Below are 19,999 nucleotides of genomic sequence, written 5' to 3' on the forward strand. Positions count from 1 at the left end.
AAAGGAGCCGAACTCGCCGGCTGAACTGGCCAAGAACTCTCGTGAATAACCGAGGTTTCTCGAGCCTACATGGCAGGTCAACACGGTTGTCCAGTCATCCTCCGGCAAGACGCGGCAGCAGGAAAATTTCAGCACCTTCTGGCAATTCCTTCGACCAGGTATCGCGATAGATCGTCCCGTCTATGGCGACGGCAATGCCGCGATCGATCAAGGGCTCCAGGCCGGGATACTGTTCAGCCAGCTTCCTGAACAGCTCCCTTATGTCCTTTGCTTCGATGTCGACCTTGTTCTTGCCTCCGGCGGCCGCGCCAAGCGATCCCCAGAGCGTCACTTCAACCATCAGCCTGCCCGTTCGGCCTCGATCGCCGCCAGGATGCGCGGCGGCGACATCGGGATATGCGTCATCCGCACGCCCGCGGCGTTCGACACCGCATTGGCGATCGCCGCCAGCGGCGGCACGATCGATGTCTCGCCGACGCCGCGCACCCCGTAAGGGTGGTTGGGGTTGGGGATCTCGAGGATCTGCGTGTCGATCATCGGCAGGTCCGAGCAGACCGGGATGCGGTAGTCGAGGAAGCCAGCATTCTGAAGCCGCCCGTCCTTGCCGTAGATATACTCCTCGTTGAGCGCCCAGCCGATGCCTTGCGCGGCGCCCCCCTGGTACTGTCCCTCCACATAGGTCGGGTGCACCGCCTTGCCGGCGTCCTGGACGACGGTGTAGCGCAGCACCTTCGTGGCGCCGGTCTCGGGATCGACCTCGATATCGCAGATATGGGTGGCGAAGGAGACGCCCGCGCCATCGGCGACGAGTTCGCTGTGGCCGGCAATCGGCCCTCCAGTTTTGCCCGACTCGGCCGCGATCTCCTTCAGCGACAGCTTTCCGAGGTTGCCGTGCTTCTCGCCCTTGGCGACCGCATGGCCCTGTTCCCAGGCCACGTCGTCGACGGAAATGTCCCACATCTGCGCGGCGCGTTCCCGCAGGACCTTGATCGCGTTGCGGGCGGCCGAGATCGTCGCCATAGAGGACGAGAAGGTGCCCCGACTGCCGTCCGTCATATCATTGTAACCGAGGCTGGAAGTATCGGCGACCACCGCCTTGACCTGCTCATAGGCGATGCCAAGTTCTTCCGCGGCCACCAGCGACAGCGAAGCGCGCGAGCCGCCGACGTCAACGGTTCCGACGGCAAGCGAGACCGAGCCGTCCATGCCGATGTTGAGGTCCGTACAGGTCTGGCCGCCGAAGTTGAACCAGAAGCCGCAAGCCATGCCGCGGCCCTGGTTCTTGCCGAGCGGAGCCTTCATGTGCGGGTGGTTCTTCGCCGCTTCGAGCGTCGGGCCGATGCCGATCGGGCCATATACCGGGCCGTAGGACGATCTGGTGCCCTCCTGCGCGGCGTTTCTGATCCGGAATTCGACCGGGTCCATGCCGATCTCCTTGGCCAGTTCGTCGATTGCGCTCTCCACCGCGAAGGCAGCCATCGGCGCTGACGGCGCGCGATAGGCGGCGGTCTTCGGCCGGTTGACCAGAACTTCATAGCCGACCGTCTTGACGTTCTCGAGCCTGTAGCAGGCAAACGCGGTCATGGCACCGATCTCGGCCCACATGCCGGCATAGGGGCCGCAGGAATAGCGCAAGGTCGCCTCGGCTGCGGTGATCGTGCCGTCCTTGCGGGCACCGATCTTGACGTCGATCGAGGTGGCACTTGTCGGCCCAGAGGCGCGGAACACCTCGTCGCGCGTCATGACCAACTTAACCGGCCGGCCAGCCTTGCGCGACAGCGCCAGCGCCACCGGCTCGGCCCAGACATGAGTCTTGCCGCCGAAACCGCCGCCGATCTCCGACGAGGTGACGCGCAGCTTCGAGGCTTCCATGCCAAGCAACTGGGCGCAATGCTGGCGATAGACGAAATGCCCTTGCGTGCAGACCCAGAGGTCGGCGGTCCCGTCGGAGCTGACATTGGCCACGCAGGCATGCGGCTCGATATAGCCCTGATGCGTCTGCTCGGTCTTGAAGGAACGTTCGACGACGAAATCGGCCTGGCCGAAACCCTCATGGATGTCGCCATGGCCATACTGGGTGCGCTTGGTGACGTTGGAAGGCTTGACGGGCTTCTCCTCAAGGCCCTCGGTGAAGATCGCGTCGTTGAGCAGGGGTGCCGTGTGCTTCATCGCCTCGTCGACATCGGTCACATGCGGCAGCACCTCATAGTCGACCTCGATCAGCTTCAGCGCTTGCCTCGCTATGCGGGCGTCGACCGCTGCGACCGCGGCCACCGCATGGCCGTCATAGAGCGCCTTCTTGCGCGCCATGCAGTTGTCGAGGATGTCGTACATGGCGGCATCGCCATCGGTGAGGTCAGGCAGGTCGGCGGCGGTGATCACCGCCTTGACGCCGGGGAGCTTCTCCGCCTTCGACGTGTCGATCTTCCTGATCGTGGCGTGGGCGTGCGGGCTTCTCAGAACACGCCCGACCAGCTGGCCGGCCATGTTGAAATCCGCGCCGTAGCGGGCGCGGCCCGTCACCTTGTCGACGCCGTCGGGACGGATGGGGCGAGTGCCGACGGATGTGAAATTGCGCCCCGCGAAACGTGGATCGAAATTCATCGTCAGGCTCCCTTCATCACGCTGGCAGCGTCCTGGACGGCGCGCACGATCTTGTCATAGCCGGTGCAGCGGCAGAGATTCCCGGCGAGGCCAAAGCGGATTTCCTCCTCGGTCGGGTCGGGGTTCTTGGCCAAAAGGTCCTTGGCCGCAATCAGGAAGCCCGGCGTGCAGATGCCGCATTGCAGTGCTGCGTGTTCGAGGAACTTCTGCTGCAGCGGATGCAGCGTGTCGCCATGCGCCATGCCTTCGACGGTCTCGACGCGCCGGCCCTCGGCCTCCGCGCCAAGCACCAGGCACGAGCACACCAGCCGGTCGTCGAGGATGATGCTGCAGGCGCCGCAATCGCCGGTGCCGCAGCCTTCCTTGGCACCGGTCAGGCCGAGGCGGTCGCGCAGCACATCGAGCAGCGTCTCGTCCGGTTGGCAAAGGTATTCGAAATTGTCGCCGTTGATTGTCGTTGAGACTGCTACGCCGGCCATCATTTGCCTCCTGCACGTGCATAGGCGGTCATGGCGGCCCGCCTGGCCAGCACACCCGCAACTTTTCTTCTGAATTCGACGGTGCCGCGCTTGTCGTCGATCGGACGGCAGGCCCCCGCGCAGACCTTGGCGAGCCGCTCAAGTGCTGCTTCGTCCATCTTCCTGCCGATGAGGGCCTCGGCGGCCTCCTCGACCAGCAGCACCGTCGCGGCCACGGCGCCCAGGGCCACGCGGGCCGCCTTGACGACACCTTGCTCATCGAGCGTCAGGTTCACGCCGGCGCTGACCACGGCGATGTCCATCTCCGTGCGTGGAATGAAACGCAGATAGGCATCGCCGGAGCGCGGCGCGCGCCTGTCGAGCAGGATCGCCTCGATGATCTCTCCCTTGGAGAGCGACGTCTTGCCCGGCCCGGTCGGCACGGTTTCCACTGGGATTGTGCGCTTGCCTCCGGGCCCGATAACCAACGCCCTGGCGTGGGCGGCCACCAGCGCCGGCACGCTATCGGCGGCCGGCGAGGCGTTGCAGAGATTGCCGACGATGGTGCAGCGCCCCTGTACCTGCTTGGAGCCGATCAGCTTAGCCGCTTCGACGACGCCAGGCCATGCTGTCTTCAGGGCCGCGTTCTCTCCCAATGCAGCGCAGGGGACCGCGGCACCAATGCTGAAGCCCTCCGCCGTTTCCCTGATTTCGCTGAGCCCATCGATCGCCTTGATGTCGACGATCAGCTCGGGTTCGATGAAGCCGCCTTTCATCCTCACCAGCAGGTCGCTGCCTCCGGCGAGAATGGCGGCTGTGCCGGACGAGCCGGTCAACTGGCCAACGGCGTCTTCGATTGAAAGCGGACGTATGTAACGCATCGTCTCCCCTTGGTTATCGCAATCTCATCAACCGTTATAAGGAGTCTCCTCACAATGGCCACCCGGTTCTGCATTTGCGGCAATTCAGCTAGGGCCAACCTGAAATGACGTGTGCCGTGACGGGATTTTTCAGACTCGGCGCCCGGCCGATTCCCACCTTTTTGGGTCCGATGCTCTCAGCGCCCCCTGGCGAGACTGCCGAGAATGCCGCGCACGATCGCCCGTCCCACGGACGAGCCGACCGAACGAACCACCGATTTGATCGCCGCCTCCGCCACCGTCTGGCGATTGGATGCGCGCCGCGCCGGTGCTCGGCCGGTGGTCTGGGGGGCGGGATCGTCATTGCCGAAGCCTGGAATGGTCCAGCGCGAGCGGCCGCTCTCCTGCTGCTGCGCCTCTGCGTCCAGAGCGTCCTTGGCTTTTTTCTGCAGCATCTCGAAAGCCGATTCGCGATCGATGGTCTGGTCGTACTGCCCCGCAACCGGGCTCTCAGTGATCAGCTTGCGGCGCTCGTCAGGCGTGATCGGACCAAGTCGTGACGACGGCGGGCGAACCAGCGTCCGTTGGACCATCGAAGGAGCGCCCTTCGCTTCCAGCGTCGAGACCAACGCCTCGCCAGTGCCGAGCTGTGTGATCACGGTCGCGCAGTCGAAGTCGGGATTGGGCCTGAACGTCTCGGCGGCCGTCCTCACCGCCTTCTGCTCCCGCGGCGTGTAGGCGCGAAGCGCGTGCTGCACCCGGTTGCCGAGCTGGGCCAGAACCGTTTCAGGGATATCCAGCGGATTCTGGGTGACGAAGTAAACGCCGACGCCCTTCGAGCGGATCAGGCGGACCACCTGCTCGACCCGGTCGATCAGCACCTTCGGCGCATCGTCGAACAGAAGGTGCGCCTCGTCGAAGAAGAAGACCAGCTTTGGCTTGTCGGGGTCGCCGACTTCAGGCAGTTCCTCGAACAGCTCCGACATCAGCCACAAAAGGAATGTCGCATAGAGCCGGGGATTCGCCATCAGCTTGTCGGCGGCCAGCACGCTGATGGCGCCGCGCCCGTCGCGGGTGGTGCGCATGATGTCGGCGATCCGCAACGCCGGCTCGCCGAAGAAATTCGTCGCCCCCTGCTGCTCCAGGACCAGCAAGGTGCGCTGGATAGCGCCGACCGAAGGCTTGGTGACATTGCCATAGCGAGCCCCGATTTCCTGGGCGCGATCGGCAATGTTGGCAAGAAGCGCCTGCAGATCCTTCAGATCCAGCAGCAACAGGCCCTCCTCGTCGGCGATACGGAAGGCGATGTTCATGATGCCTTCCTGTGCCTCGGAGAGGTTCATCAGCCGCGACAGAAGCAGCGGCCCCATTTCCGAGACGGTGGCGCGTATCGGATGGCCCTGCTCGCCGAACAGATCCCAGAAGATGACCGGAAACTCCTGGAATTCATAAGGATCGAGCTTGACCTGCTCGGCGCGCTTGACCAGAAAATCCTGTGCCGTGCCCATCATGGCGATACCGGACAGGTCGCCCTTGATGTCGGCGCAGAAGACCGGCACGCCGGCATTGGAGAAACCTTCCGCCAGAATCTGCAAGGTCACGGTCTTGCCGGTGCCGGTCGCACCGGTGACCAGGCCGTGGCGATTGCCATACTGAAGCAGCAGATTTTCGGCGCGCTGGTAGCTGTCATCAGGCTTGCGGCTGGCCCCTATGAAAATACTGGTGTCGTCAGCCATGTGTCGGGTCTCCGCAAACCTGAAGTGTTGAACGCCCTGATCTATTGAAAGTAACCGGGCTCGCCGCAGGTATAATGACGCCATTGCGCAGCGACAATGGCCATGGTCGAAATTGAGTTTTTTGGAGCTTGCGGATTTTGCGCATGTTTGGCAATCGGTTGACGGTTCACTGTCGCAGGAAGCGTGTTGCATTGTGATCTGCGACTGGGAACCGTAGACTGACGTTCCAGGCCGATGCGGCCGATAAGACGAGGAGAGCGGATGGGCGCCGGTGCCTTGAACCACGATGCCGAACTTCCGAACCCTGACCGGCAGCGGTGGCTGGCCCTTGCGGAAAAAGCCCTGGCCGGCGGATCCTTCGAGGAAAAGCTCGTGTCCCATACGGACGATGCGATCCGCATCGAGCCGCTCTATGATCGTTCGGTCACCGCAGAGCCTCTCGCGCGGGCAAATCCCAGATCGCCCTGGATCGTCAGCCAGCGTATCGACGATCCGGATATCGATCGCGCCAAGGCCCAAGCCCTGGAAGACGTCGCACAGGGCGCCACCGGATTGTCGCTTGTCTTCGAAGGCGCGCCGAATGCATTCGGCTACGGTCTGCCGAGAACTGCCGAGGCGCTGGAGACCGTGCTGGACGGCGTGCCGCTCAATCGCACCCAGGTCCGCATCGACGCCCATCCCTGGAGCCGCGCCGTGGCCGACTGGCTGGTTGCGTTTTTGAGCAAGCGCCGGTCAGACCCGGCAAAGCTCAACCTTTCCTTCGGCATCGATCCGGCGGCGATATTTGCCGGAACCGGCCGGTTGCGCATGTCGATCGAAGCCCTGCAGGCATCCATGCCGCAGTCCCTGGCGCATTTTTTCTCGATGGGCGTGCCTGGCGTACTGCTCGAGGCAGACGGGCGCGTCTTCCACAATGCCGGCGCCACAGAGGCGCAGGAACTGGGCACCATGATGGCTTCGGCGGTCTCCTATCTCCGGATGTTCGAGGAGGCGCGCCAGCCGCTTGTTTACGCTGCGCCCCATATCGGCTTTGCGCTGAGCGTCGACCAGGACCAGTTCGTGTCGATGGCCAAGGTCAGGGCCCTGCGCAGGCTGTGGGCGCGTGTTCAGGAGGCATGCTCGATCTCCGCCTCCACCGCCAACATCCATGCCGAGACGTCCTTCCGCATGATGACTTCGGCGGACCCGGAGACAAATATCCTGCGCACTGCAATCGCCGGTTTCGCCGCGGCAGCCGGCGGGGCGGATTCGATCTCAATCCTGCCGCATACGATAGCGCATGGCCTGCCGGCGGGCTTTGCCCGCCGTGTCGCCCGCAATACGCAACTGATCATGGCCAACGAAAGCCACATCGATCATGTCGTCGACCCTGCTTGCGGTTCGGGCGCCGTCGAAGCACTGACCGCCGAACTCTGCGAAGCGGCCTGGGAAGAATTCCGGCGGATCGAGGCGGAAGGCGGCGTGCTGTCCAGCCTGCAGCAAGGACATATCCAAAAACGGGTTCAGGCGGCCTCCGCCCGCCGCAATGCCGCCTATCAGTCGGGCGAGCGGGCCATCATCGGCACCACGCTTCACCCGTCGAAGACCGAACGTCCGGTCGAAACGCTGGCGGCAGAGCGGCGGCCCGCCCTCACGGAAGGCGTGGCGGTGTGCGAGCCGCTGTTTCCGGTCCGCATCGATCAATCGATCGGAGCAGCGTCATGATCCCGGATTTCAGCCAAGTCGGCTGGTCGACGCCGCGCCGGGCGCCGGTCGAGGTCAAGGGCCAACGGATGACGCCGGAAGGTCTGGCCATCAAGCATCTGTATAACCAGGGCGACCTCAAGGGATTGCCGCATCTCGACACTTATCCGGGCCTGCCGCCATTCGTGCGCGGCCCCTACCCGACCATGTATGTCCAGCAGCCCTGGACGATCCGGCAATATGCCGGCTTCTCGACGGCGGAAGAGTCGAATGCTTTTTACCGGCGCAACCTTGCGGCCGGCCAGAAGGGACTGTCGGTCGCTTTCGACCTCGCCACGCATCGCGGCTACGACAGCGATCATCCGCGTGTTGCCGGCGATGTCGGCATGGCCGGCGTCGCCATCGATTCCATCCTCGACATGCGCCAGCTCTTCGACGGCATCCCGCTTGATGAAATGACGGTGTCGATGACGATGAACGGCGCGGTGCTGCCGATCATGGCGCTCTACATCGTGGCGGCGGAAGAACAGGGGGTTGCGCAGAAGGATCTCGCCGGGACCATTCAGAACGACATCCTGAAAGAGTTCATGGTGCGCAACACCTACATCTATCCGCCAAAGCCTTCGATGCGGATCGTGTCCGACATTTTTTCCTACACTTCGCAGCACATGCCGAAGTTCAATTCGATTTCGATCTCCGGCTATCACATGCAGGAGGCAGGAGCGACCGCCGACCTCGAGCTCGCCTATACGATCGCCGACGGCATCGAATATGCCCGCGCCGGCGTCGCCGCCGGTCTCGATATCGACCGCTTCGCGCCGCGCCTTTCGTTCTTCTGGGCGATCGGCATGAATTTCTTCATGGAGGTCGCCAAGTTGAGGGCAGCCCGCCTTTTGTGGTCGAGCCTGATGCTGAAGAACTTCTTGCCGAAGGACGAGCGCTCGCTGTCGCTGCGCACCCATTGCCAGACTTCGGGCTGGTCGCTGACGGCGCAGGACCCTTACAACAACATCGTCCGCACCATGATCGAGGCAATGGCGGCGACGCAGGGTCTTACGCAATCGCTGCACACCAACGCCTTCGACGAGGCGATGGCGCTGCCGACGGATCATTCGGCTCGCATCGCCCGCAACACCCAGCTGATCCTGCAAAAGGAATCCGGCACCACCCGTATCATCGACCCGTGGGGCGGCTCTGCCTATCTCGAACGGCTGACGCATGATCTGGCGGCGCGCGCGCTTGCCCATATCGAAGAGATCGAGAGCCTGGGCGGCATGGCCGCTGCAACCGAAAAAGGCATACCCAAGCTGCGTATCGAAGAGGCCGCCGCGCGCACGCAGGCACGGATCGATTCCGGTGAGCAGATACTGGTTGGCGTCAACGCCCACCGCCCCGGGACTGATATCGAGGTCGACGTGCTGAAGATCGACAATGCCGAAGTCAGGGCTCGGCAATTGTCGAAGCTGCAAAGGCTGAAAGGCACGCGCGACGTCGGCGCTGTCGAGAGCGCGCTGGATGCGCTGAGCCGCGCTGCGGAGGGCGGCGAAAATCTGCTGGAGTTCGCCATCCGCGCCGCGCGCGCCAACGCCACGGTCGGGGAGATTTCGCTGGCGCTGGAAAAGGTCTTCGGCCGCCATGTCGCCTCGGTCCAGACGATCTCCGGCATCTACCGCAAGGCGCTTGGCGACAATCCGGTGGTCGACCGGCTGCAGGACAAGATCGTGGCGTTCGAGGAGAAATCCGGCGGCAAGCCGCGCATTCTCGTGGCCAAAATGGGACAGGACGGCCATGACCGCGGCCAGAAGGTCATCGCCACCGCCTTTGCCGATCTCGGCTTCGACGTCACCGTCGGGCCGATGTTCCAGACGCCGGAAGAGATCGCGAGGCTCGCGGCCGAGCATGACGTGCATATCGTCGGCGCCTCCTCGCTGGCAGCGGGGCACCTGACGCTCATTCCCGAACTCAAGGGTGCGCTGAAGAAGCTCGGGCGCGACGGCATGCTGATCGTCGCCGGCGGCGTCATCCCGCCGCAGGATTACGATGCCGTGTTGCAGGCGGGTGCCGCGGAAATCTTCCCGCCGGGCACAGTCATCCCTGAAGCGGCGGAACGGCTGATCGATCGGCTGCTGCAAGTCGGCTGAGCCTGTTATAATATCCGTTGTAACGGAGAGCAGGTCGCGTTATAATATGTGTTGCAACAAGGGTGCAGCGCTATGAACACGACCATCCGCAAGATCGGCAATTCCGAAGGGGTGATCCTGCCGAGGGAGCTTCTCGATCGTCTGAACCTGAAGGCTGGCGACCAGCTTCAAATCGTTGAAACAGGTGACGGCCTTGCGCTGAAGCCGGTGGACGATAACTTCGAGCGGCAAATGAAAGCTGCCCGCGAGGTGATGGACAAATACAAGGTCGCGCTTCAGAAGCTCGCCGAATGAGCTTGCAATTCCTGAGCCGGCGCGCCGTGGAAGCGATGCACGCGGAGCAGCTGCGCCGGCATGGTGGCGCGCAGCGTTTGAGAGACGAGAATGCTCTTGAATCGACGCTCGCCCGCGCCGAGAACAAGACGAACTACGGTGATCCATCGATCGAGGATTTGGCTGCGGCCTATATCTTCGGCATCGCCAGAAATCATGCCTTTGTCGACGGCAACAAGCGCACGGCCATCGTCGCCGCCAGCGCGTTCCTAATTGTCAACGGCTATACGCTGACGGCCGACAACGGCACGGTCTACGAATTCGTCATGGGCGTTGCCGCCGGCGAGATCGACGAGGCCGGCGCGGCGGCATTCTTCCGCGACCATGTCATCAAGGTCGAGGACTAATTGTCGGAGAGCTTGACGATCTCCCATTCCTTGCCGTTCACCACGGCAATTTCGCCGATCCTCTTGCCGTACAAGGCCAGGGCCATCGGTGAAACATGTGAAATTGTGCCCTTGGCCGGATCGGCCTCATCCTCGCCGACGATCTTCCAGTGTACCTTCCTGCCGTCATCGCCTTCCAGCGTGACGCCCATGCCAAAGCGAACCAGGTCGCTGCCCGGTTCCGGTAGGGAAAGCTCGGCGCTTTCACGCCGCGCGGTCCAGTAGCGCAGGTCGCGCGATATGAGCGCGATGCGCTCGCGGTCGGCCCTCTTCTCCGCCCTGCCCAAATCATCGCGCAGGGCAGCCAGTTCGGAGTCGATCATCGCCAGGCCGCGTTCCGTCACCAGATTGCGGTGATGGCTGATCGGCCGCTCGCCGATGCCGGCAATGGCGTTTTCGCTATCCTCTTCGCGCGTGAAGGCTCTGCTCATTAATCGAACTTATGCCTCGCGCGGCGACTTCACAAGCCATTGCCGCAAACCGGGCCGGGGCCGATCCGGCCTGGCACGATTCCTGCGGTGCGATGGCCGAACGCTGGGAAACTGTGCCGATGTTGAACAGACGAAAATTGCTTACGCAGACCGCCGGCTTTGCCGTCATGGGCCTCTCGCTCGGCAAGGCAGCGGCGGCCAGCCTGCCCGCCGTCGACAATGCCTCGATGCGCGGCTCGATCAACGCTGCCGACCTCGGCGTGCGGCCCGGCGCACTTGACGACCAGAGCAAGGCCTTCACCAGGCTGCTGCGCGACGCAAGCGATCGCGACATGCCGGTGTTCCTGCCGCCGGGAACCTATGTCCTATCCAACCTTTCGCTGCCTAGCCGTATCAGACTTTCCGGGGTGCCGGGTGCATCGCGGATCGTCTATGGCGGCAACGGCCATCTGCTCATGGCGGAACAGGCCGAGCACATCGAATTCACCGGGCTGGTGTTCGACGGCACCAACCGCTGGATGGGCGACTACGCGCAAGGACTGCTCGACCTGCGCCGCGTCGCTCACCTCGTCATCGACAATTGCCAGATATCAGGCAGCGGCAAGAACGGCCTGGCGATCGAGCACGCTTCGGGCCGCATCGAGCGCTCGGAAATATCAGGCGCTGCCGACGCCGGCATCTATTCGGTCGAAGCCACCGGCTTGGCGATATCAGGCAACACTGTGTCCGACTGCGCCAATGGCGGCATCCTCGTGCACCGCTGGCAAGCGGCCGAGGACGGCACGATCGTCAGCGGCAACCGCGTCGAGCGTATTCAGGCGCGTAGCGGCGGAACCGGCCAGAACGGCAACGGCATCAATGCGTTCCGCGCCGGCAACGTCATCATCTCGGGCAATATCGTCTCGGACTGCGCGTTTTCGGCGATCCGCGCCAACAGCGCCAGCAATCTGCACATCACCGGCAACACCTGCTCGCGGTCGGGCGAGACCGCCGTGTATTCCGAATTCTCGTTCGAGGGGGCGATCCTCAGCAACAACATCGTCGACGGCGCCGCCAACGGCATCTCGATCGTCAATTTCAACGAAGGCGGCCGTATGGGCGTATGTTCAGGAAACATCGTGCGCAATCTCTCGACCAGCGGCCCCTATCCTGCCGATCCGCCCGGTTTCGGCATCGGTATCAACGTCGAGGCCGATACCACCGTCTCCGGCAACGTCGTCGAGAATGCGCCGCTCTACGGCATGCACATCGGCTGGGGGCCGTTCATGCGCAATGTGGTCGCTACCGCAAACGTCATCCGCAAGGCCGGAACCGGCATCGCCGTCACCGTGGTCGAGGGCGCCGGAACGGCGGTCATCTCCGACAATGTCATCGACGGCGCCCAAAACGGCGCGATCGTCGGCCACCGCTGGGCCGAGCCGGTGACCGGCGACCTCGCCTCATCAGGCAATGCCGGCTATGCGCATCTGACCATCGAGCGCAATCAGGTGAGCTGAATGCCGTTCTCAGCTCAATGCGGCGGTGGGCCTGACAGCGCCAACCTTGGCGCCAACCCGGCTTTGGATGGGTGGATTTGCCTGCTCGATCAGCTTCGCCGCCAGCGCCCTGTCGGCGTGCAAAAGCCTAGCCATGCATGCCGCGACCATGACTTCCGCCGCGCGGCCAGCGCCATCATCGCATTTCAACGCCACGCCAAGGCCAAGCTCGGGCAAAGCCGCGCAATAGACGCCTTCGGCCCCTCCCTTCACAAAAATCCGGCCGGGTGCGGCCTCCATCAGCGCAACATCAGCCCTGCCCGTGCCGGCGACCAGAAAGGGCTCGGCCATGCAGGCGCAAAGCAGCCGCTTTGCCGCCTTGGCGCGCACGGGTTCAAAGCCGACGCCGGTCGCCATGCGGGCAAAGCCGAGCGCGAAGCTGCGTAGCGGCACGGCATAGGTCGGGATCGAGCAGCCGTCGGTGCCGCAATGATCGATGTCATGGGCGGCCCCGGTCACCGCTTGCATCGCATCGCGCACCATCTCCTGCGAGGCATGGCCTGATTTGACATAGCCGCGATGGGCGATACCGGCGTGAACGCAGGTGCAGAGGAAGCCCGCATGCTTGCCTGAGCAATTGTTGTGCAGCGCGTTTGGCAAGGTGCCGGCGCTGGCCAGCGCAACCGTCGCATCATGGCTGGACGGCCAATGCGCGCCGCATTCCAGCGCCGCCTCGTCCAGTCCGGCTTTCGCCAGCATCGCCCGCGCCAGTTCGACATGCGCCGGCTCGCCGGAATGCGAGGCGCAGGCAAGCGCCAGTTCGCGGTCGCCGAAGCCAAACGCGTCGGCGGCGCCGCTTTCGACCAGCGGCAGCGCCTGGATAGCCTTGACCGCTGAGCGCGGAAATACCGGGCGGGCCGTATCGCCGATTTCCCAGACCGAGTTGCCGTCAGCATCGAAAACCGCAACGGCGCCACGATGCGCGCTCTCGACCACAGCGCCGCGCAAAACTTCGACCAGAACCGGATTTGTCATGATTTCCCCGCTAACGCATGACCTCGAAAATCGGAATCGATTTTCGAAAAGGATCACGCGTAAAATCAAAGTGTTACAGCGTCCTTTGCGCGCCCTAACGGGGCGCGGGGCGCTGTAATGCGGGCCGCTTTTATCTGATCCGGTCGAGAATGGAAACGTAGTTGGCGACTGCGGCGCCGCCCATGTTGAAGATGCCGCCGAGCTTGGCGCCCGGCACCTGGATGCCGCCGGCTTCGCCGACGAGCTGCATGGCGCTCAGCACGTGCATCGACACGCCGGTAGCGCCGATTGGATGACCCTTGGCCTTCAGCCCGCCGGACGGATTGACCGGCAGCCGGCCGTCCTTCGCCGTCTCGCCATCCAGCGCCAGTTTCGCGCCCTCACCCGGTTTCGCCAGGCCCATCGCCTCATATTCGATCAGCTCGGCGATGGTGAAGCAGTCATGCGTCTCGACGAAGGACAGATCGTCGAGCGTCACGCCCGCCTTCTTCAGCGCCTGGTTCCAGGCATGCTCGCAGCCTTCGAAGGCAAGGATGTCGCGCTTCGACATTGGCAGGAAATCCTGCACATGCTCGTTGGCACGGAAGGCGACCGCGCGGCGCATCTTCAACGCCGTCGCCGTGTCGGCAAGGACAAGGGCTGCGGCGCCGTCCGAGACCAGCGAACAGTCGGTACGCTTCAGGGGACCGGCAACGAATGGGTTCTTCTCGCTCTCGTGCCGGCAGAACTCATAGCCGAAATCCTTGCGCATCTGCGCATAGGGATTGTCGACGCCGTTCTTGTGGTTCTTGGCGGCGATCATCGCCAGCGCGTCCGACTGGTCGCCATAGCGCTGGAAATAGGCTTGCGCGATCTTGCCGAAAACGCCGGCGAATCCTGCCGGCGTGTCGCCCTCCTCGGGCAGATACGAGGCCCTGAGAAGGTTCCTGCCGATCTCTGGGCCGGGCGTTGTCGTCATCTGCTCGGCGCCGACCACGAGCACGATACGGGCCGCATTGGCGTCGATGGCGCGGATGCCTTGCCTGACCGCCGCCGAACCAGTCGCGCAAGCGTTCTCGACGCGGGTTGCCGGCTTGAAGCGCAGCCGGTCGTCGGCCTGCAGGACCAGGCTTGCGGTGAAATCCTGCGCGGAAAAGCCGGCATTGAAGTGGCCAAGCACGATCTCGTCGACCTCGTCCGGACCGATGCCGGCATGATCGAGCGCTTCGGTTGCGACCTTGGTGATCAGACTCTCCAGCGTCTCGCCTTCGAGCTTGCCGAAGCGCGAATGCGCCCAGCCGACGATGCATGCTGTCATGGCAATCTCCATCCTGCAGGCCCGGGCTACGCGATGTCACGGCGCGCCTCAGCATTGTTCAAGCATGAACCGTTCCGCCGACTTCGTGAAGGGGCCAGAACCACACAATCGCTTGATCTTGATATCTGGTCATAGCGCCTGACCTTTGCCACAAAATCAGGCTGGATTTTTGTTGATTGATCCGTCAATAAAAAATAATCTTGTCGCAACAGGGCCGGAGCAAGAATGCCGAAAGTCGGAATGGAGCCGTTGCGCCGCAGGGCGCTCATCGACGCGACGATCTCAGCGATCGGCGAGCGCGGCTCGCTTGATGTGACGATGTCGGAAATCGCCGGGCGCGCCGGCGTGTCCTCGGCGCTTGCCCATCACTATTTCGGCGCCAAGGACGAACTTTTGCTGGCAACGATGCGGCATATCCTGGCCGAGCTGACCGCCGACATGCGGCGCGCGCTTCGATCGGCCAGCACGGCACGCGAGCGCGTCTCGGCGGTGGTCGCCGTCAATTTCTCCGACGCCCAGTTCCAGCCGGAGACGATTGCGGCCTGGCTCGCCTTCTATGTCGAGGCGCAGAAATCGGCAGCACTTCGCCGCCTGCTTAAGGTCTATGCGAGGCGCCTGCATTCCAATCTGTTGAGCGGGCTGACCGGCATCCTGCCGAGAAGCGAAGCCGACCGTGTCGCCGAGGCGACCGCTGCGCTGATCGACGGGCTGTATATCAGGCGCGCGCTGAAGGACGGCGTGCCCAATGCCGCGACTGCGATCGCACTGATCGAGGATTATCTCGAAACGAAACTAAGCCGGCGGAGCGCGCAGTGACGTCCAAGCGACCCAATTTTCTGATCGTCATGGTCGATCAGCTCAACGGCACATTGTTCCCGGATGGGCCAGCGGACTTCCTGCACGCGCCGCATCTGAAGCTACTGGCGGCGCACGCGACGCGCTTCAAGAATAACTACACCGCCTCGCCGCTCTGCGCACCGGGCCGGGCAGCGTTCATGAGCGGCCAGTTGCCGTCACGCACCGAGGTCTATGACAACGCTGCCGAATTCGTCTCGTCGATCCCGACCTATGCGCATCATCTGCGCGCCGCCGGCTACCATACTTGCCTGTCCGGCAAGATGCATTTCGTCGGGCCGGACCAGTTGCACGGCTTCGAGGAGCGGCTGACCACCGACATCTATCCGGCCGATTTCGGCTGGACGCCGGACTATCGCAAGCCCGGTGAACGGATCGACTGGTGGTATCACAATCTCGGCTCGGTGGCCGGTGCCGGTGTCGCCGAGATCACCAACCAGATGGAATATGACGACGAGGTCGCTTTCCACGCGGTGCAGAAGCTCTATGATTTCGCTCGCGTCTCCGACGACGCTTCGCGCCGGCCGTGGTGCCTGACGGTTTCCTTCACCCATCCGCACGACCCCTATGTCGCCCGGCGGCGCTATTGGGATCTCTACGAGGACTGCCCGGCGCTTGAGCCCGAGGTGGGCTTCATTCCCTACGACAGGCAGGATCCGCATTCGCAGCGGCTCTACCGGGCCAGCGACTATGACAGCTTCAAGATCACGCCGGAGCAGATCCGCCGTGCGCGGCGCGGCTATTTCGCCAACATCTCCTATCTCGACGACAAGGTCGGCGAATTGCTGTCGGTGCTGCAACGCACGCGAATGCTCGACGATACGATCATCCTGTTCTGCTCGGATCACGGCGACATGCTCGGCGAGCGCGGCCTGTGGTTCAAGATGTGCTTTTTCGAAGGCTCGGCGCGGGTGCCGCTGATGATCGCCGGCAAGGGCATACACGCCAAGCTGATCGAGACCCCAGTCTCCAATCTCGATGTCACGCCGACGCTTTGCGACCTCGCCGGCATCGACATGAGCGCGATTGCGCCATGGACCGACGGCCAGTCGCTGCTGCCGCTGCTCGACGGTAAGGAACGCACTGCGCCGGTGCTGATGGAGTATGCTGCCGAAGGCTCCAACGCGCCGATGGTGGCGATCCGCGAGGGCCGCTACAAATTCATCCATTGCGAGATCGATCCGCCGCAACTGTTTGATCTTGAATCGGATCCGCTCGAGCTGACCAATCTCGCCGCCGACCCGGCACATGCCGCTTTGGTTGCTGGTTTCACCGAAAAGGTCCGGGCGCGCTGGGACATGGCGGCCTTCGACGCCGCCGTGCGCACCAGCCAGGCGCGCCGCTGGGTGGTCTACCCGGCGCTGCGCAACGGCACTCACTACCCCTGGGAATTCCAGCCGCTGCAGAAAGCTTCGGAACGCTACATGCGCAACCACATGAACCTTGACCTGCTCGAAGAGCAGAAGCGCTTTCCGCGAGGCGAATGATGGCACTTGTTCCCTCGCTCGCTGATTTCATGGCGCATATGAACCATGCTTGAGGCGGATTTCGTCATCATCGGCTCCGGCTCGGCCGGCTCGGCCATGGCCTACCGCCTGTCGGAGGATGGCAAGCATTCGGTGATCGTCATCGAGTTCGGCGGCAGCGATGTCGGGCCGCTGATCCAGATGCCGTCGGCGCTGTCGATCCCACTCAACATGAGCCTCTACGACTGGGGCTTTGCCAGCGAGCCGGAGCCGCATCTCGGCGGCCGCGTGCTGGCGACGCCGCGCGGCAAGGTCATCGGCGGCTCGTCCTCGATCAATGGCATGGTCTATGTACGCGGCCACGCCCGCGATTTCGACCATTGGGCCGAACAGGGCGCGGCTGGCTGGGGGTTTGCCGACGTGCTCCCCTACTTCAAGCGCATGGAGGACAGCAACGGCGGCGAGAATGGCTGGCGCGGCCACGGCGGCCCGCTGTCGGTGCAGCGCGGCTCAAGGACGAACCCACTCTACGGCGCCTTCGTCGAGGCAGGCCGTCAGGCCGGCTTCGAGCTGACCGACGACTATAACGGCGCGAAGCAGGAAGGCTTTGGGCCAATGGAACAGACCATTCGCGGCGGCCGCCGCTGGTCGGCGGCGAGCGCCTATCTCAGGCCGGCGCTGAGGCGAAAAAATGTTAGCCTTATCAAGGGTTTCGCCCGGCGGGTGATCATCGAGAATCAACGCGCCACCGGTGTCGAGATCGAAACGCGCAAACGGATCCAGGTGATCAAGGCGCGACGTGAAGTGATCGTTGCCGCCTCCTCGATCAATTCGCCCAAGATCCTTATGCTGTCCGGCATCGGTCCGGCCGAACATCTCAGGGAATACGGCATTCCGGTGGTCGCCGACCGGCCCGGCGTCGGCCGCAATCTGCAGGACCATATGGAACTCTATATCCAGCAGGAATCGACGCAGCCGATCACGTTGAATTCGGTGCTGAACCCGTTCTCGAAGGCGCTAATCGGCGCGCAATGGCTGTTCTTTAAGTCGGGTCTTGGCGCAACCAACCATTTCGAGGCGGCCGCCTTCGTGCGCTCGCGCGCCGGTGTCGACTATCCCGACATCCAGTATCATTTCATCCCGGCGGCGGTTCGCTATGACGGCAAGGCAGCGGCGAAGGCGCACGGTTTCCAGGCGCATGTCGGGCCGATGCGATCGAAGTCGCGCGGTTCTGTCACGCTGCGTTCGCCCGATCCCAGATCGAAGCCGGTGATCCGCTTCAACTACATGTCACATCCGGACGACTGGACCGAGTTCCGCCACTGCGTCCGGCTGACGCGCGATATCTTCGGCCAGCCGGCATTCGATCTCTATCGCGGCGAGGAGCTCTCGCCGGGCCCGCATGTGCAGTCGGACGACGATCTCGACGCCTTCATCCGCGAGCACGCCGAGAGCGCCTACCACCCTTGCGGCACCTGCAGGATAGGTCGCGCCGATGATCCGATGAGCGTCGTCGATCCGGAATGCCGTGTCATCGGCGTCGAAGGGCTGCGGGTCGCCGATTCCTCGATCTTCCCGCGCGTCACCAACGGCAATCTCAACGCGCCGTCGATCATGACCGGCGAAAAGGCCGCCGACCACATTCTTGGCCGCACGCCGCTGGCGCCGTCCAACCAGGAACCATGGATCAATCCGCGCTGGCAGGTGTCAGACAGATAGGCCATGATCCGGCGGACTGTCCGCTCTGCGAAGACGATTGGAGAACAGCTATGCGCGCCCAGCCAACGGCATCGCACTATGTCAACGGACGCTACATCGACGACGAGCAGGGTGCGCCACTGCCGGTCATCTATCCGGCAACCGGCGAAACCATCGCGATGCTGCGTTCGGCGACGCCGAACGTGCTGGAACTCGCGATCGAAGCGGCGCGTGCAGCCCAACCGGCCTGGTCGCGGTTGAAGCCGGTCGAGCGCGGACGCATCCTGCGCCGCGCCGCCGACATCTTGCGCGCGCGCAACGCCGACCTGGCGCGCATCGAGACGCTTGATACCGGCAAGGCGATCCAGGAGACGCTGGTGGCGGATGCGCCGTCGGCAGCCGACTGCCTCGAATATTTCGGTGGCGCGGTCGCTGCCTATAATGGCGAGGCCTTCGATCTCGGCGGACCCTTTGCCTATACGAGGCGCGAAGCGCTGGGCGTCTGTGTCGGCATCGGCGCCTGGAACTATCCGATCCAGATCGCCGGTTGGAAATCGGCACCCGCACTCGCCATGGGCAACGCCATGGTGTTCAAGCCGTCTGAGAACACGCCATTATCGGCGCTGGCGCTCGCCGAAATCTATACCGAGGCCGGTCTGCCCGACGGGCTGTTCAACGTCGTGCAAGGCTATGGCGATGTCGGCGCCGGCCTCGTCGGCCACGATGTCGTCGCCAAGGTCTCGGTAACCGGCTCGGTACCGACCGGCCGCAAGGTGCTGTCGCTCGCCGGTTCGAAGATGAAGCATGCCACCATGGAGCTTGGCGGCAAGTCGCCGCTGATCGTCTTCGACGATGCCGATCTCGAAAACGCCATTGGCGGCGCCATGCTTGGCAATTTCTATTCGACCGGCCAGATCTGCTCCAACGGCACGCGGGTCTTCGTGCAGAAGGGCATCCACGACCGTTTCGTCGAACGGCTGGTCGAGCGGACGAAGAAGATCCGCATCGGCGATCCGCTCGACCCGGAAACGCAGATGGGGCCGCTTGTCTCCAAGGCCCAGCACGAGAAGGTTATCGGCTATATCGAGGCCGGCAAGCAGGATGGCGCCATGCTTGCTTGCGGCGGCAACGTACCTTCGCTACAGGGCTTCCAGGGCGGCTTCTTCGTCGAGCCGACGGTCTTCACCGGCGTCACCGACACCATGCGCATCGCGCGCGAGGAGATTTTCGGGCCGGTGATGAGCGTGCTCAAATTCGACGGCGAGGACGAGGTGATCGACCGGGCCAACGATACCGAGTTCGGCCTTGCCGCGGGTGTGTTCACGCGCGACCTGCCGCGCGCCCACCGCGTTATCGCCGAGCTGCAGGCCGGGACCTGCTGGATCAACGCCTACAATCTGACGCCGGTCGAAATTCCGTTCGGCGGCTTCAAGCAGTCCGGTATCGGACGCGAGAATTCGCTTGCCGCGCTGGCGCTCTATTCGCAGCTGAAGTCGGTCTATGTCGAGACCGGGGATGTGGCGAGCCCGTATTGAGGCTCG

Annotated in this window: 17 protein-coding genes; 9 read left to right on the plus strand and 8 right to left on the minus strand. The window is 63.6% G+C overall.

The annotated features are described in order from the left end of the window. Positions 1-94: 94 nt before the first annotated feature. The 5 genes from EOC93_RS05680 to EOC93_RS05700 all read right to left on the minus strand — a co-directional run bounded on the left by EOC93_RS05680 (position 95) and on the right by EOC93_RS05700 (position 5,658). A complete protein-coding gene (locus EOC93_RS05680; RefSeq protein WP_095486524.1) occupies positions 95-340 on the minus strand; it encodes a MoaD/ThiS family protein in 246 nt (81 codons plus the stop codon). After that, entirely contained in the window at positions 340-2,604 is a 2,265-nt protein-coding gene (locus EOC93_RS05685; protein ID WP_126102935.1) for a xanthine dehydrogenase family protein molybdopterin-binding subunit, read from the minus strand. Before EOC93_RS05685 ends, EOC93_RS05680 begins: the two co-directional genes overlap by 1 nt. A 2-nt stretch (positions 2,605-2,606) precedes the next feature. Beyond that, a complete protein-coding gene (locus tag EOC93_RS05690) occupies positions 2,607-3,083 on the minus strand; it encodes a (2Fe-2S)-binding protein (RefSeq protein WP_126107184.1) in 477 nt (158 codons plus the stop codon). Next, positions 3,083-3,943 carry a xanthine dehydrogenase family protein subunit M gene (locus tag EOC93_RS05695; RefSeq protein WP_127204091.1) on the minus strand — a complete coding sequence of 287 codons (861 nt, stop codon included), beginning with the start codon at positions 3,941-3,943 and terminating at the stop codon, positions 3,083-3,085. The genes EOC93_RS05690 and EOC93_RS05695 overlap by 1 nt, the downstream gene beginning before the upstream one ends. A gap of 176 nt (positions 3,944-4,119) precedes the next feature. After that, a complete protein-coding gene (locus tag EOC93_RS05700) occupies positions 4,120-5,658 on the minus strand; it encodes a helicase HerA-like C-terminal domain-containing protein (RefSeq protein WP_126102936.1) in 1,539 nt (512 codons plus the stop codon). Between the two features lie 261 nt (positions 5,659-5,919). On the opposite strand from EOC93_RS05700, the gene EOC93_RS05705 reads away from it, so the two are divergent. The 4 genes from EOC93_RS05705 to EOC93_RS05720 all read left to right on the plus strand — a co-directional run bounded on the left by EOC93_RS05705 (position 5,920) and on the right by EOC93_RS05720 (position 10,162). After that, positions 5,920-7,362, plus strand: coding sequence for a methylmalonyl-CoA mutase subunit beta (locus tag EOC93_RS05705; RefSeq protein ID WP_127204092.1), 1,443 nt, complete (start codon positions 5,920-5,922; stop codon positions 7,360-7,362). Then, positions 7,359-9,482: a methylmalonyl-CoA mutase gene (gene scpA / locus EOC93_RS05710; RefSeq protein WP_095486519.1), complete on the plus strand. Its 2,124-nt coding sequence runs from the start codon at positions 7,359-7,361 to the stop codon at positions 9,480-9,482. Before EOC93_RS05705 ends, scpA begins: the two co-directional genes overlap by 4 nt. A 72-nt stretch (positions 9,483-9,554) precedes the next feature. After that, a complete protein-coding gene (locus EOC93_RS05715) occupies positions 9,555-9,776 on the plus strand; it encodes an AbrB/MazE/SpoVT family DNA-binding domain-containing protein (protein WP_095486518.1) in 222 nt (73 codons plus the stop codon). Then, positions 9,773-10,162 carry a type II toxin-antitoxin system death-on-curing family toxin gene (locus tag EOC93_RS05720; RefSeq protein ID WP_095486517.1) on the plus strand — a complete coding sequence of 130 codons (390 nt, stop codon included), beginning with the start codon at positions 9,773-9,775 and terminating at the stop codon, positions 10,160-10,162. The genes EOC93_RS05715 and EOC93_RS05720 overlap by 4 nt, the downstream gene beginning before the upstream one ends. Here the strand turns inward: EOC93_RS05720 and EOC93_RS05725 are convergent. Continuing rightward, on the minus strand, positions 10,159-10,632 hold the full coding sequence (locus EOC93_RS05725; protein ID WP_095486516.1) for a GreA/GreB family elongation factor: 474 nt from the start codon (positions 10,630-10,632) through the stop codon (positions 10,159-10,161). The two genes, EOC93_RS05720 and EOC93_RS05725, sit on opposite strands and share 4 nt — an antisense overlap. A gap of 119 nt (positions 10,633-10,751) precedes the next feature. Here EOC93_RS05725 and EOC93_RS05730 point away from each other — a divergent pair, with 119 nt between their 5' ends. Further along, complete coding sequence (locus tag EOC93_RS05730; RefSeq protein ID WP_095486623.1) at positions 10,752-12,128, plus strand: TIGR03808 family TAT-translocated repetitive protein; 1,377 nt, start codon at positions 10,752-10,754, stop codon at positions 12,126-12,128. A 9-nt stretch (positions 12,129-12,137) separates the two neighbouring features. Here EOC93_RS05730 and EOC93_RS05735 read toward each other — a convergent pair whose 3' ends face one another. Continuing rightward, positions 12,138-13,142 (minus strand): asparaginase, encoded by a 1,005-nt coding sequence (locus tag EOC93_RS05735; protein WP_095486515.1) that lies wholly within the window; start codon positions 13,140-13,142, stop codon positions 12,138-12,140. 130 nt (positions 13,143-13,272) lie between these two features. Further along, a complete protein-coding gene (locus EOC93_RS05740) occupies positions 13,273-14,439 on the minus strand; it encodes an acetyl-CoA acetyltransferase (protein ID WP_126102943.1) in 1,167 nt (388 codons plus the stop codon). Between the two features lie 225 nt (positions 14,440-14,664). Here EOC93_RS05740 and betI point away from each other — a divergent pair, with 225 nt between their 5' ends. The 4 genes from betI to betB are packed head-to-tail and all read left to right on the plus strand — an operon-like array spanning position 14,665 to position 19,993. Beyond that, positions 14,665-15,255: a transcriptional regulator BetI gene (gene betI, locus EOC93_RS05745; RefSeq protein ID WP_095486514.1), complete on the plus strand. Its 591-nt coding sequence runs from the start codon at positions 14,665-14,667 to the stop codon at positions 15,253-15,255. Continuing rightward, the gene (gene betC / locus EOC93_RS05750) at positions 15,252-16,781 is read left to right on the plus strand and encodes a choline-sulfatase (RefSeq protein WP_127204093.1); all 1,530 of its coding nucleotides are present in this window, start codon (positions 15,252-15,254) and stop codon (positions 16,779-16,781) included. The genes betI and betC overlap by 4 nt, the downstream gene beginning before the upstream one ends. Before the next feature lie 45 nt (positions 16,782-16,826). Then, positions 16,827-18,479: a choline dehydrogenase gene (gene betA, locus EOC93_RS05755; RefSeq protein ID WP_127204094.1), complete on the plus strand. Its 1,653-nt coding sequence runs from the start codon at positions 16,827-16,829 to the stop codon at positions 18,477-18,479. 50 nt (positions 18,480-18,529) lie between these two features. After that, the gene (betB, locus tag EOC93_RS05760; protein WP_095486511.1) at positions 18,530-19,993 is read left to right on the plus strand and encodes a betaine-aldehyde dehydrogenase; all 1,464 of its coding nucleotides are present in this window, start codon (positions 18,530-18,532) and stop codon (positions 19,991-19,993) included. The last annotated feature ends 6 nt before the right edge of the window (positions 19,994-19,999 follow it).

Origin of the sequence: Mesorhizobium sp. M6A.T.Ce.TU.002.03.1.1 (assembly GCF_003997275.1) — a bacterium.
Lineage (GTDB): Bacteria > Pseudomonadota > Alphaproteobacteria > Rhizobiales > Rhizobiaceae > Mesorhizobium > Mesorhizobium mediterraneum.